Annotated in this window: 10 protein-coding genes; 3 read left to right on the top strand and 7 right to left on the bottom strand. The window is 73.7% G+C overall.

The features are described from left to right. Nucleotides 1-391: 391 nt before the first annotated feature. From pntB to Q0994_RS17965, 4 genes are all read right to left on the bottom strand, one after another. Entirely contained in the window at nt 392-1828 is a 1437-nt protein-coding gene (pntB, locus tag Q0994_RS17980; protein ID WP_299535897.1) for a Re/Si-specific NAD(P)(+) transhydrogenase subunit beta, read from the bottom strand. A gap of 1 nt (nt 1829) precedes the next feature. Continuing rightward, nucleotides 1830-3383 carry a Re/Si-specific NAD(P)(+) transhydrogenase subunit alpha gene (locus Q0994_RS17975; RefSeq protein ID WP_299535894.1) on the bottom strand — a complete coding sequence of 518 codons (1554 nt, stop codon included), beginning with the start codon at nt 3381-3383 and terminating at the stop codon, nt 1830-1832. A 433-nt stretch (nt 3384-3816) separates the two neighbouring features. Further along, nucleotides 3817-4605 (bottom strand): IclR family transcriptional regulator, encoded by a 789-nt coding sequence (locus Q0994_RS17970; protein WP_299535891.1) that lies wholly within the window; start codon nt 4603-4605, stop codon nt 3817-3819. A gap of 250 nt (nt 4606-4855) precedes the next feature. Next, nucleotides 4856-5596, bottom strand: coding sequence for an alpha/beta hydrolase (locus tag Q0994_RS17965; RefSeq protein WP_299535888.1), 741 nt, complete (start codon nt 5594-5596; stop codon nt 4856-4858). A 372-nt stretch (nt 5597-5968) separates the two neighbouring features. Here Q0994_RS17965 and Q0994_RS17960 point away from each other — a divergent pair, with 372 nt between their 5' ends. Continuing rightward, nucleotides 5969-6313: a hypothetical protein gene (locus tag Q0994_RS17960; protein WP_299535886.1), complete on the top strand. Its 345-nt coding sequence runs from the start codon at nt 5969-5971 to the stop codon at nt 6311-6313. 138 nt (nt 6314-6451) lie between these two features. On the opposite strand, the gene Q0994_RS17955 is transcribed toward Q0994_RS17960, so the two are convergent. The 3 genes from Q0994_RS17955 to Q0994_RS17945 form a co-directional block, all read right to left on the bottom strand. Beyond that, nucleotides 6452-7297, bottom strand: a complete 846-nt coding sequence (locus Q0994_RS17955; protein WP_299535884.1) for an SDR family oxidoreductase — start codon at nt 7295-7297, stop codon at nt 6452-6454. Between the two features lie 447 nt (nt 7298-7744). Beyond that, complete coding sequence (locus tag Q0994_RS17950; RefSeq protein WP_299535882.1) at nt 7745-8416, bottom strand: GPP34 family phosphoprotein; 672 nt, start codon at nt 8414-8416, stop codon at nt 7745-7747. Between the two features lie 311 nt (nt 8417-8727). Further along, a complete protein-coding gene (locus tag Q0994_RS17945) occupies nt 8728-9084 on the bottom strand; it encodes an STAS domain-containing protein (protein WP_299535880.1) in 357 nt (118 codons plus the stop codon). Between the two features lie 509 nt (nt 9085-9593). Between Q0994_RS17945 and Q0994_RS17940 the strand changes: the two genes are divergently transcribed. Together Q0994_RS17940 and Q0994_RS17935 are read left to right on the top strand one after the other, a co-directional pair. Continuing rightward, nucleotides 9594-13739 (top strand): SpoIIE family protein phosphatase, encoded by a 4146-nt coding sequence (locus tag Q0994_RS17940; protein ID WP_299535878.1) that lies wholly within the window; start codon nt 9594-9596, stop codon nt 13737-13739. Further along, nucleotides 13739-14026 carry an STAS domain-containing protein gene (locus Q0994_RS17935; RefSeq protein WP_299535875.1) on the top strand — a complete coding sequence of 96 codons (288 nt, stop codon included), beginning with the start codon at nt 13739-13741 and terminating at the stop codon, nt 14024-14026. Before Q0994_RS17940 ends, Q0994_RS17935 begins: the two co-directional genes overlap by 1 nt. Nucleotides 14027-14049 lie beyond the last annotated feature (23 nt).

Here is a 14049-nt window from a genome sequence, read left to right as displayed (position 1 = left end):
GTCGCCCCGCTGCCGCCCCGGCGGCCGGGTCGGCGGGGCTGTCGTGTCGGTCCCGGCATGCGTCGCCCGCTTTCCGCTGTAGCCCTGATCCGTCCGCCGCACACGCGGTGCGGCTCCCGGGTGCTCCCCAGCGGTCCACCCTCTCCGGCCCGGCGCCGATACACCGGGTGACTGTGCCGGAGGGGCGAGCCAGGGGACCCGTACGGGCGAATCCCGGCCGCACGGCGGTACGCCGCGCACCGGCCCGGCAGGCCTGGCGCGCGGCGGGCCCGCGGAACCGGAAACCGCCGCCGTGCGCACCCGCGCACGACGGCGGTCCCCGCTCACCCGGACCCGGCGGCGGGGCCGCCCGCCCGCCGGGCACAGGTGCGTCAGGACGGGCGTGCGGGGCTCACACCGCGGCGGGCGCGGGGCGTACCGCGGCGAGCGCGGCGACGATCTCGTCGCTCCGGGTCTTGGCGTCGCCGAAGAGCATCGCGGTGTTCTCCCGGAAGAACAGCGGGTTCTGCACGCCCGCGTAACCGCTGGCCATGGAGCGCTTGAAGACCACCACGTTCGCCGCCTCCCAGACCCGCAGGACCGGCATGCCGGCGATCGGACTGCCCGGGTCGTCCATGGCGGCCGGGTTCACGGTGTCGTTGGCCCCGATCACGAGGACGACGTCGGTGCCGGCGAGGTCGTCGTTGATCTCGTCCATCTCCAGCACGATGTCGTAGGGCACCTTCGCCTCGGCGAGCAGCACGTTCATGTGACCCGGCAGCCGCCCCGCCACGGGATGGATGGCGAAGCGGACGTCGACGCCCCGCTCCTTCAGCAGCCGGGTCAGCTCGGCGACCGGGTACTGCGCCTGCGCCACCGCCATGCCGTAACCGGGGGTGATCACCACGCGGGAGGCTCCGGCCAGCAGCTCCGCGGTCTCCTCCGTGGAGGTCTCCCGGTGCTCTCCCTGCTCGCCGCCCGCACCGGCCGCCGCCTCGATCCCGAACCCGCCCGCGATGACGGAGAAGAAGGAACGGTTCATGGCCTTGCACATGATGAAGGAGAGGTAGGCACCCGAGGACCCCACCAGCGCCCCGGTGACGATGAGCAGGTCGTTGTCGAGCAGGAAGCCGCTCGCGGCCGCCGCCCACCCGGAGTAGCTGTTCAGCATGGACACCACGACGGGCATGTCGCCGCCGCCGATCGAGGCCACCAGGTGCCAGCCGAACAGCAGCGCGACCGCCGTCACCGCGATCACCGGCCACAGGGCGGGGTCCCGCACGAACAGGACCGTGAGGACCACGAAGGCGACCAGCGCGGCCAGGTTCAGAAGGTTCTTCCCCGGCAGCACCAGCGGCGCCGACTTGACGCGCCCGCTGAGCTTGAGGTACGCGACGACCGAGCCGGTGAAGGTGACCGCCCCGATGAAGATCCCGATGGAGACCTCGGCGTGATGGATCTTCAACAGCGCACCGGAATAGCCGCCCAGGCCGTGGCGCTCGACCTCGATGTACGAGGCCCAGCCCACCAGCACCGCCGCCAGACCGACGAACGAGTGCAGCAGCGCGATGAGTTCGGGCATCCCGGTCATCTGCACGATCCGCGCGCGCCACAGCCCGATGACCCCGCCGACGACGAGCGCCGCGACGATGATGAGCACCGTCGTGGACCGCTCCGGGCTGTCGTGGACGGTCAGACCGATGGTGGCGGCGAGGGCGACGGCCATGCCGGCGACGCCGTACGTCCACCCCTGCCGGGCCGTCTCGTGCTTGCTCAGGCCCGCCAGGGAGAGGATGAACAGGAGCGCGGCGATCAGGTACGCCGCGGTGGAGATCGAGGCTGCGGTCATGTCAGTTCCCCTTGCTGAACATGGCGAGCATGCGGCGGGTCACCGCGAAGCCACCGAAGATGTTGACGGAGGCGAGCAGCACCGCGATCCCGGCCAGCACCTGGATCGGACGACCGCCGATACCCACCTGGATCAGCGCGCCCACCACGATGACCCCCGAGATGGCGTTGGTGACGCTCATCAGCGGGGTGTGCAGCGCGTGGTGGACCTTGCCGATCACGTAGTAGCCGATGACGATCGCCAGCGTCAGCACGGTGAAGTTCTGCGGGATCGGATCCGGGGCGTAGGCGATGACCAGCCACAGCAGCGCGACCCCGGTGAGGACCAGCCCGAGCTTCGTCGCGGCCGGCATCGGCCGCTTCTCCGGCTGCGCGACCGCCGCCGTGCTGGCAGGTGCGGCGACCGGGGCGGCGCTCACCTGTACCGGGGGCGGCGGCCACAGCTTCTCGCCCCGCCCGGTCCCGGTGGCACGCACCACCGTGATCCCGCGCTGGACGGGATCCTCCAGGTCCAGGACCACCTTGCCGTCCTTGTCCGGAGTGAGCAGCTTCATCAGGTTGACGAGGTTGGTTCCGTACAACTGGCTCGCCTGGGTGGGGAGCCGGCCGGCCAGATCGCTGTAACCGAGGATCGTGACGCCGTTGTCGGTCACGATCCGCTCGCCCGCCACGCTGTTCTCGACGTTGCCGCCCTGGGCCGCGGCCATGTCGACGATCACCGAACCGGCCTTCATCGACGCGACGTCGGCGGCCGTGATCAGCCGGGGCGCCGGCCGCCCGGGGATCAGCGCGGTGGTGATGACGATGTCGACGTCGGCCGCCTGCGCCGAGTACAGCTCCGCGGCCGCCTTGTCGTACGCCTCCGAGGTGGCCCTGGCGTACCCGTCGGACGACTGCTCGGCCTGTTCGTCCACGACGACCGGCAGGTACGCGCCGCCGAGCGACTTCACCTGGTCGGCGACCTCGGGGCGCGGGTCGGTGGCCCGCACGACCGCGCCGAGGCTGGACGCCGCGCCGATCGCCGCCAGACCCGCGACCCCGGCGCCGGCGACCAGCACCTTGGCCGGCGGGACCTTCCCGGCCGCGGTCACCTGGCCGGTGAAGAACCGGCCGAACTCGTGGGCCGCCTCGATCACCGCCCGGTACCCGGCGATGTTGGCCATGCTCGACAGGACGTCCAGGGACTGGGCCCGGCTGATGCGGGGCACCGCGTCCATCGCCAGCACGGTGATGTCCCGTTCGGCCAGGGCGTCCACGAGCTCCGGGTTGAGGGCCGGCGCCAGCGTGGAGACCAGCAAGGCGCCGTCCTTCGGCCGGTCGACGTCCTGCGGGGACGGGCCGTTGACACGCAGGACGATGTCCGCGCTCCACGCTTCTTCGGCGGTGCCGACGGTGGCTCCCGCCCCGGCGTACGCGGCGTCGGGGAAGGCGGACAACGCGCCCGCCCCCGCCTCGATCACCAGGTCGTACCCGAGGGCGACGAGCTTTTCGACGGTCGCGGGTGTCGCGGCCACCCGGGTTTCCCCGGACGGCTCGCGGGTCACTCCGATGAGCATGAAAGGGACTCCTTCATGGACCACTGTGCACGGACGATGACACGGCAGAGGTCTGGTGCGGCCCCCCGGATCTCTCCGGGGGGCCGCACCAGACCTCGTCCACAGGCGCGGATCAGTACATCAGGAACGGTCCCGACGATCACGCCTGCCGGGCGGTGGGTCGCCGTCGCGGCGGCGACCGCCGGGCCCGCCGCCGCGCCAGTCGCCTCCGGTCCGGCAAATCGCCGTACCGGCACGACAGTTGTCGACGGGCCCGTGCCCGGCCGAGTATCTGCGATTGTGCACCGGGAACGCTCCGGAGGGTGTGTTACGTGCGTCATGCAGGTCCCCGCGAACGTCCTGCGGATCGGGGCCGAAGGGACCGGGACGGTCCTCGGTCACGCCCCGCCCGTGCCTCCGGTCCCCCCGCCGCCGTGCCGGCCCCCGCGTGCGCTCAGACCGCGCCCAGGGCCTGACTGATGGCGTCGGCGGCCTCGATGACCTCGCGGATCAGCGCCGCGCGCTGGCCCTCGCCGCCGGTCTGGTCCCCGAGGAGGGAGGTCGGGCCCCACAGCGAGATGGCGGCCACCACGTCCCCGGAGGCGTCACGGACCGGTGCAGCCAGCGATGCGCGCCCCAGGGCGCGTTCCTCGGCCTCCACGGCGTAGCCGGAGCGGGCGACGGCGTCGATCTCGGCGTCCAGGAGGTCGTGGTCCGTGGTCGTGAAGTCGGTGTGGGCCGCGAGGGGTTCGGGGAGCAGTTCGCGGCGCTGACCGGGCGTGAGGCCGGTCAGCAGGCACTTGCCGATACTGGTGGCGTGCAGCGGCGCGGTGTGTCCGGCCTGCGTGTACGACTTGGGGGCGCGGGCTCCCTCGAAGTTGCACAGGAACATCAGCTCGGCGCCCCGGCGGACGGCCACGTTCGCCCCGAGTCCGGTCCGGGTGGCGAGGTCCTGGAGCACCATGCGCGCGGCCCGGTGGACCGGGTCGCGGTTGGCGGCGGTCGCGGCGAGCGGGAGGATGCCGAGGCTGAGCCGGTAGAGATTGCTGACCGGGTCGCGCTCCACCATGTCGAGCCGTTCGAGGGTGGACAGCAGCCGCGAGGTGGTGGAGGATCCGAGCCCCGTGAGTTCGGCGACGTCGGAAACGCGTAGCTCCGCGCGGCCGTTGTCCAGTGCGCGCAGGACCGACACCGCCCGTTCGACGCTCTGGTTCGTCCCGACGTCGGTCGCCCGCGTGGCCATGACCCTCCTCAGTTGCAAGTCGTTTGCACTATCTGCATCAGCATATCGCGTCGGTCCGCGGCCCTGCCCGACTTCCGCGGGCCGCCCGGCCCTGACGAGCGGGCCCGGCGGCCGGCTCTGATGCCCGGCCCTGACGAGCGGCCTTGACGCGCGGTCTGACGTACGGTCAGCGTGAGCGGCCCGGCCGGTGGGGCCCACCGGCCGGGCCGCTCACGCTCCCCGGCCGCTCGGACGGGGCGCGGATGTGCGGTCAGCGCAGGTGCCGGGCGAAGAAGCGGTTCGCTTCCTCGCCCGCGAACCGCGGGACACCGGTGTGCCCGCCCATGTTGGCGTGCAGGGTCTTCTCCGCGGAGCCGAAGGCGTCGAACAGGTCCAGGGCCGCCTGCCGGTCGTTACCTTCGTCGTCCCACTGCAGCAGCACGTGCAGCGGGACGGTGACGTGGCGGGCCTCCTCGAAGATGACGCGGGGGACGTGACTTCCCGCGAACAGGACGGCGGCCGAGATGCGCGGTTCCACCGCCGCCAGCCGGGTGCCGAGGGAGATCACGCCTCCCGAGTACCCGACCGGACCGCCGATCCCGGGCAGCGCCAGAAGAGCGTCCAGGGCGGCCCGCCACTCCGGGACCGCGTTCTCGACCAGCGGGAGGACGAGGGCGTCGACGATTCCGCCGGCCACCGGCTCGCCCGCCTCCACGGCGCGGCGCAGGTCGGCACGGGCCTGCTCGGCGCCGGGCAGCCGGGGCCGGTCGCCGCTTCCGGGGAGTTCGAGGGTGGCCGTGGCGAACCCCTCGGCCGCGGACTGCCGGGCCCGCCCCACCAGCCGTGGGTACGCGGTGCCCAGCCCGATCGGGGGAGGCCCCATCAGGATCAGCGGCGCCGGTGCGGACGGGGACGCGCAGGAGGGCGTCCAGAGGATGCCGGGGACGCCGTCGAGGGTGAAGGAGCGCTCGACGACACCGTCGTCGAGGCGTTGTTCAGCGGTGAGGTGCATGGTCGTGCCTTTCGGGAGTGCGCGGAACGGCGCTCCCGGACGACGACCTATCGCCCGACCGTGACCCCGGAGGAGAGCACCCACGTCGATACGTTCACGGGTACCACCTCCTCGATCTCTCGCACGGCCTCCGAGAGGCTAGCAGACCACCGCACCGCGCCGACCCGGCGGGTGACGCAGCCGCCGAGCACGACGGCGGCCCGTCGAACGGCGCGGACCCGCCGAACCCCCGCAGCGGCGCCCCCGCCGGACGCCACCTCGTCCGTCGGAGTGAGGGGGGAACGGTTCTGCGCGGGCCGCTGCGGAGCGTGGAGTGCCGAACCCGGCAGCGTGGACGGCACCAGCACCCGCACACACAGGGAACGGGATCTCATGAGCCTCCGCCACCACGCCGCTGCCGCCCTGAGCGCTTTCGCGCTCATCGTCGCCCTGCCCCACTCGGCCTCGGCGGCCACCGGGCAGTTCAGGTACAGCTACGAGACCGAGGAGGGCTACGAGGCCGTCGGATTCCTCAACAGCCCCCGCAGCGGGCAGTGCATCACCCTCCCCGCCGTCGACTCGGACGACGTGCCGCCCGCCCACACGCCGAGGAACCTCACGGACGCGCCGGTCACGGTCTTCCTGGACGCGGACTGCGAGGGAGAGGTCTCCTTCACCCTGCGTCCGGGCGGCGGTGCTTCGGAGCGCCTGAAGCTCCGCTCCGTGTTCTTCGGCTGAGCGAACGTGCCCGCCGGGCGCGCGCCCGGCGGGCACGGACTGCCACCGGCCACCGACCCCGGGACGGTCACCGACGCGGGCACGGTCGGTGGGACAGGCACGGCCCACGGCACCGGCGCGGCGGGGTCCCGCGGTCCGTCAGGGCAGGGACGGAAGGGACGGACCCGTGGTCAGGATCCGGGCGGCGGCGAGTTCCTCGCGGTCGGCCGGCTCCGCCGCTTCCAGGAAGGCGTACGCGTCCTCGCCGACCGGGATGCGCAGGGGCGTGGGCGAGGGGGCGGCGACGATGCCGAGCACCCGCGCGGCGAAGTCCTCGGGTCGTCCGGTGTCGGGATGGGCGGCCAGGCCGCGGGAGCCCTCCAGCATCGGGCGGTTCGTCCCGTCGTAGGCGGGGATCCGGCAGCCGGCCTCGGCCAGGGAGGCGCCGTAGCGCGTGGCGAACATGCCGGGTTCGAGCAGGGTGACGCGGATGTCGTGCGGGGCGGCCTCGGCGGCCAGGGCCTTGGCCATGCCCTCCAGCGCGTGCTTCCCGGCGGTGTAGGCGCCGAGCCCGGGGAACGCGGTCCGGCCGACGATCGAGGAGACATGGAGGATGTGGCCGTGGCCCTGGGCGCGCATCAGCGGCAGCACCAGGCGGGTGAGCCGCCAGGGGCCGACGACCAGGGTCTCCAACTGGTCCCGCAGCTCCGCGTCCGAGACCTCCTCCACGGCGCCGAACAGACCGGCCCCGGCGTTGTTGACGAGGATGTCGATGCCGCCGAGGCGGTCGGCCGCCGTACGCACGGCGTCCTCGCAGGAGGCCGCGTCGCGCAGTTCGAGGGGGACCGCGGTGATGCGGTCCGGCCAGGCCGCGGTGAGGTCCGCCAGGTCGGCGGCTTTCCGTGCGGTGACCACCAGTCGGTCCCCGGAGCGGGCCACCGCGGTGGCCAGGGCGTGACCGAGACCGGAGGAGCATCCCGTGACCAGCCAGCGTCGTCCGTGCATGTTTCCCCCTCGGTGGCCGCGACCCGGCCGGCCGCTGAGCCCGGACGGGCCATCGGCGCGCGGCCGGGGCGGGCGCGCGGCCGGTACACGGGCCGCACCGCCCGCCGGCACACCGGGACCGCCGGGACCACGACGGCCCCGCCGACCGCGCAGTTCATCGTCGGCGAGTCGGCGGACGGCCGTCATCACCCCCGCGAGGGCGTGCGGAAGCACCGGGCCGTAGGCTCGCGCGCCGTCGTCTCCGACACGCTCCCCGGCGCAGGTCGGGGCGCAGGGCGCACGACGAACGACGCGGGACCGCGCCGGGCGCCGGAGCCGGAGGGCGGCGCGGGAGGCGGACCCGGTGGGGCGTGCGCCGATCGTGCCGGGAGGCGGAGCCGCGCCTGCGGTGCCGCTCTGCTCCATGCCCCTGGGGAAGGTGCCGGCGAACCCCGCACCGCACTGTGCTCAGGGGCCGCGCCAGAGGTTGGCGAAGGCCGCGTTCTCGATGGTCCGACGCTGACGGACGGCCTCCAGCTCCCTCACCGCGTCGTGCACGGAGGCCAGCACGCTCGTCGCCGCCCCGTCGCCGCCCCGGTCGTCGTCGTCGGCCCGCCCCTCGTCCGTCCGCGCCCCGTCGTCCCCGCCGTCGCCGGACCGGCCGCCGTCCTCGGTCCGTCCGCCGTCGAAGCCCACGGCCGACGCGAGCTCGGCCAGCACGGGGTCCCCCTGCGCCCAGCGGTCCGCCGCTCGGCGACTCGCCGCCGTACCGACCGGTTCCACGCGTTCCGGGCCGAAAGGTGACCAGCCGCTCCGCTTACGCGTCAGCTCGCCGTCCTCCTCCAGGACCTGCTGGTAGCCGGCCGCGAGGTCCCGGCCCCGGCGCCACAGCCAGTCCTCGATCCGCTCGTACGGCTCCTGCGCGATGACGGCGGCGGCTGCCTCGCGCAGCAGCCGGTCGTCGCCCGGCACCCGCGCGCCGCCCGGAACGATGCGGTCGCCTTCCACGGTCACCGCCCCGGCCCCGACGAGATCGATCAACTCGGCCCCGGCGAGTGCCAGCGACAGGTCCCCCTGCCCCACGGGCTCGTGCGGTCCGGGACGCAGGGCGATGATGAACAGATCCTTCGCCGTGCTCATGAACGGCTCCCCTCACAGGCGTCGACGACGGCGCATCCCCGGCGGCCCCGGCCCACCCGGAGGCGGCGCGCCCGTCCCGGTCCAGTATCACCCCCACCCGCGACGGCGGTCCTGCGCCGGTGCCGCCCGCCGCGGAGCGCCCCCGCGCGCACGGGCGTCCAGAGCCGGGGCGCTCCGCGGGAGGGGCGCCGAGGGAGCACGGGCCGGGGCGCCCGCCCCCGGAACCCGTCCTGCCCGGACCTGCCCGTACCCCGGGAACCTTCCGTACCCGGCGATCGGCCGGGCCCCGATAGCTGCCGTACCCCGGACCGTCAGGTCCGTAGCGCGCTGATGGCCTGCTCGGTGGTCGGCTGCAGGGAGAAGACCTGGTCGAGCCCCACGATGTGGAACACCCGTAGCAGATCGGGGCTGGTCGCGGCCAGGGAGAACCGGGCGCCGATGGCCTCGGCCCGCTGGTAGGCGGTCACCAGCAGCGTGATGCCCGTCGAGTCGCAGTAGGTCAGGCCGGCCAGGTCGATCACCAGACCCGTGCCCGGGGCGAGGGGGACGTCGTCCAGCGCCTGATGAAGACGCGTCGAGGTGTGGTAGTCGAGCTCACCGGTCACGGTCAGCACGTGGGGGCCTGCCGGATGGGACCTGGCAGTCACGGTCAGGGTCTGATTGCTCACCGGGTCTCCAGTGCGGGTGCGGTGCGGGGGGTGGGGGCGGGCACAGCGGGTCGGGAGGTGTCGTCCCTGACGCCCGTGCCCAGGTCGTCGAGGACCATGCGGACGCCCGCCTGCGAACTGCCCGGACCGTGCCGCCCGCCGTCCGCGAGGGGCGCGCCGAACGGGGCAACGGGGGAGGGCCACCTCGTGGAGGGCCCCGTCCGGGAGGGTGCCGCGGACCCCGTACGGCGCACCGCGAGCGGGCGCCGGTACCAGGGTCGGCCGCACGACGTCCTCCGTCACCGCCACCCCTCGTTCCTTGATCCTCTGAAGCCGTCCCGCGTGCCCACCGGTGGGGGCGACTGTCATATCCTACGGATCGCGCCACCTCGTTCCGGCCGGGGCGCGTGGCCGCCTCCCGGCACGGTGTCCGGCCCGGATGATCGGGCGCCCGCCGACGGGGTACGAGCACGGCCAGCAGCACCGGCGGCTGCGCCAAGCCGCCGACGTGGACGAAGAGGTGTCGAGTGATGGGCAAGGAAGACGCCGCCGACGGGCCGGGGCCGACGGTCGACGTGTTCGCCGCGGACGGCGAGGTCGGTCAGGACCTCGCCGCGGTGGACTGGGACGCGCACCCGCTGGGACCGCCGGCCGGCTGGCCGCAGAGCCTGCGGACGGCGGTGAGCATCCTGCTGTCCTCGCGCTTCTCCATGTGGATGGCCTGGGGGCCGGAGCTGACGTTCTTCTGCAACGCCGCCTACCGGCGGGACACGCTGGGCGGCAAGTACCCGTGGGCGCTGGGACGGCCGGCGAGCGAGGTGTGGGCGGAGATCTGGAGCGACATCGGCCCCCGGATCGACACCGTGCTGGCGACCGGCCGGGCCACCTGGGACGAGGCCCTGCTGCTGTTCGTGGAGCGTTCCGGCTACCCGGAGGAGTCCTACCACACCTTCTCCTACAGCCCTCTGCGCGAGGACGCCGGCCGCGTCGTCGGCATGCTCTGCGTGGTGAGCGAGGACACCGAACGGGTCATCGGCGAGCGCCGGATGGCCACGCTGCGGGACCTGGGCTCGGACCCCAGCGTGGTGCGCACCGAGGAGGAGATGCTGTCCTTCTCCGCGCGCCAGCTCGGCCACAACCCCGCGGACCTGCCCTTCACGCTCACCTACCTCTACGAGGACGACGGCGTCGCCCGGCTGGCGAACGCGACCGGCATCGAGGCCGGGCACCCTGCCGCCCCCGCCACCCTGGGCCCCGACGGGACCGGGCCCTGGCCCGTGGTGGAGGCCGCGCGCGGGGAGTCGGTGCTCGTCCCGCTCGGCGCGGAACCGTTCACCGGACTGCCGACGGGGGAGTGGCCCGAACCCCCGACCCAGGCGCTCGTCGTGCCGCTGCCGCACCAGGGCGGAGCGCCCTACGGCTTCCTCGTCGCCGGCCTCAACCGGTACCGGCCGCTCGACGAGGCGTACCGGGGTTTCGTCGAGCTGGTCGCCGGCCACCTGGCCTCGGGCATCGCCAGCGCCCGCAGCTACCGGGCCCAGCAGCAGCGGGCCGAGGAACTCGCCGAACTGGACCGGGCGAAGACCGCCTTCTTCTCCAACATCAGCCACGAGTTCCGCACCCCGCTCACCCTGATCATGGGACCGGTCGAGGAACTGCGGGGCCGGCTGACCGACGAGGACCCGCAGATCCGGCAGGAGCTGGAGACCGTCCACCGCAACGGACTGCGGCTGGGCAAGCTCGTCAACGCGCTGCTGGACTTCTCCCGCATCGAAGCGGGCCGGATGGCGGCGGTGTACGAGCCCGTGGACCTGTCCGCGGTCACCGCGGAGCTGGCCAGCGTGTTCCGCTCGGCCTTCGACAAGGCCGGGCTCGCCTTCACCGTCGACTGCCCGCCCCTCGCCGGACCGGTCCGCATCGACCGGGGCATGTGGGAGAAGGTGGTGTTCAACCTCCTCAGCAACGCGCTGAAGTTCACCTTCGACGGGTCCGTCGCCGTCCGGGTCTCCGCCGAGGAAGGCGAGGCGGTGGTCACCGTCACCGACACCGGCATCGGCGTCCCGGCGCGGGAGATGCACCGGCTGTTCGAACGTTTCCACCGCATCGAGAACGCCCGGTCCCGGTCCAACGAGGGCAGCGGCATCGGCCTGGCCCTGGTCCAGGAACTCGTGGGCCTGCACGGCGGCACCATCAGCGCCGACAGCACCGAGGGGGAGGGCACCAGATTCACCGTCCGCCTCCCGCTCGGCTCCGCGCACCCGCCCGCCGACGCGAACACCCGACCGGCCGGCGCCACCTCGGCGCCCGTCGCCGCCGCCCCCTACGTGGAGGAGGCCCTGCGGTGGCTGCCCGACGGCGGCCGCGAGGACACCCCGCTCGTGCTGGACACCGCCGTCGGGTCCGTGAGCGGGCCGGCCGCCCCGGCCCAGGTGCTCGTCGCCGACGACAACGCCGACATGCGGGACTACCTCGTGCGGCTCCTGACCGGCGCCGGCTACCGGGTCCGGACCGCCGTCGACGGCGTGCAGGCGCTGGAGGCCGTCCGCACCCAGGCCCCCGACCTGGTGATCAGCGACGTGATGATGCCCCGCCTGGACGGCCTCTCCCTCGTCGCGGCCCTGCGCACCGACTCCCGAACCGCGGCCGTACCCGTGCTGCTGCTGTCCGCGCGGGCGGGCCAGGAAGCGTCGATCGAAGGCCTGCGGGCCGGCGCCGACGACTACCTCGTCAAGCCGTTCGCCGCCGCCGAATTCCTCGCCCGGGTCCGGGCCAACGTGGAGCTGGCCCGCCTGCGCAACCACCACGCCCGCTGGCGCACCGCACTCGTGGACTCCCTCCAGGAGGCGTTCTTCGTCTGCGACGAGGACGGCGCCGTCATCGAGATCAACACCGCCTTCACCGACATCCTCGGCTACGGCCCCGAGAACCTGCCCTACGCCCCCATCCACCCCTGGTGGCCCGACGCCGCCACCGACCTCGACGCCCACCAGCAGGTCGCCGAGGCGTTCTCGCTGCTCATGGGCCACCCACAGGGCACCTACACCATCCCGGTCAACCACCGTGACGGGCACCGGCTGTGGGTCAGCGCCTCCTTCAACCAGGCGCAGGACCCCGACAGCGGACGCACCGTCACCGTCGGAACGTTCCGCGACGCCACGGCCGACCACTACGCCATCCAGCGCGAGAGCGCCCTCGCCTCCCTCAGCACCTGCCTGACCCGGGCCGGCGACCTCCCGCAGGCACTGTCCGACGCGCTGTCCGAGCTCAGGGAACTGTGGCGCGCCCCCCTCGTCGTGGCCGCCGTGTTCGGCCAGGGCGACACCCCCGAACTGACCTGCACCGACCCGGACCTGACCTGGCGCCGCCTGCCCGCCGACCGCCGGCAGGCCCTGGTCGACCTGCGGGAGGGTCCCCTCCTGACGCCGACCGTGGACAGCACCGGAGCCGGCATCATCCTCGACCACCCCCACGGCCCGATGGCGCTGTGGGTCGACCTCGGCGGGCGGCGGCCGTTCACCGGCGAGGACCAACTGCTGCTGACGCTGCTGGCCGGGCACCTCGCACAGGGCCTGGCCCGCGCCCACCAGATCGACCAGCACCGGGAGACCGCCCTCGTCCTGCAACGCGCCATCCTCGGACCCTCCCAGCTCCCCAGGGGCTTCGCCGTCCGCTACGAACCGGCCACCCGCCCCCTGGAGGTCGGCGGCGACTGGTACGACACGGTGTCCCTGCCCGACGGGCGCATCGGGATCGTGGTCGGGGACTGCGTCGGCCGCGGTCTGGAAGCCGCCACCGTCATGGGGCAGCTCCGCAGCGCCTGCCGCGCCCTGCTGCTGCAGGACGCCGGCCCCGCCCGCGCGCTGATGGCCCTGGACCACTTCGCCGCCAGTGTGGCCGGCGCCCTGTGCACCACCGTGTTCTGCGGCGTACTCGATCCCGCGAGCGGGCGGCTGACGTACTCCAGCGCCGGACACCCGCCGGGCATCCTCGCGCACCCGGACGGCACGACGGTCCTGCTGGAAGGCGGCAGGTCCCTCCCGCTCGCGGTCCGGCCGGGGGCCGAACGCCCCGAGGCCGAGTGCGCCGTGCCCGCACGCGCCACTCTGCTGCTCTACACCGACGGGCTCGTCGAGCGCCGGAGGCGCCCGCTGACCGAAGGCATCGGCCAGGCCGGCGAAGCGGTGCAGGAGTACCGCGAGAGCAGCGTCGACGACGTGGCCACCCAGGTCATGGAACGTCTCGCGCCCGCCGGGGGCTACGACGACGACGTCGCCCTGCTGATATACCGTCACCCGGCGCCGCTGGAGATGTCCTTCCCCGCGGAGGCCGGGCAACTGGCTCCGGTCCGCAGGGCCCTGCGCACCTGGCTGGACCAGTGCGACCTGCCGCCGCGGACCGTGCAGAACGTGCTGGTCGCCGTCGGCGAGGCGTGCGCCAACGCCATCGAGCACGGCCACCGGCACAGCCCGGGGGAGACGATCCGTCTCCGCGCCGAGGCGCTCGTGGACGACCTGCACCTGTCCGTGGTCGACAGCGGCGTCTGGAAGCCGCCGCGGCCCGAGCTCAACGCCCACCGCGGGCGGGGCGTCACGCTGATGCGGGCGCTGATGCAGAAGGTCACCATCACCCCCGGCCCGGCCGGTACCACCGTCGGCCTGCACACGAGGATCGTCTGATGACCACACCGCTGACCCTCGCCACCCGGACCCTTCCGGACGGGAGAACGCTGCTCGAAGCGGTCGGTGAGATCGACATGAGCAACTCCGACGCCCTGGCCTCGGCCCTGGAGGCCACCACCGGGCCGCTGGTCATCGACCTCATGGCCGTCGAATACCTCGACAGCGCCGGCCTGAGCGTCCTGTTCGGCCATGCCGAGCGTCTGGAGATCCTGGCCGGCCCTCTGCTGGCCCCGGTCCTGACGATCTCCGGACTCGCCGGCCTCACCACGACCCGCGGCGCGTAGGGCCCCGGTCCGCAGGACCGGGG

Source organism: uncultured Streptomyces sp. (assembly GCF_947488945.1).
In the GTDB taxonomy this organism is placed as follows: Bacteria; Actinomycetota; Actinomycetes; order Streptomycetales; family Streptomycetaceae; genus Streptomyces.
The sequence above is the reverse complement of the archived record's forward strand: the minus strand, read 5'-3'. Positions and strand labels throughout refer to the sequence as shown.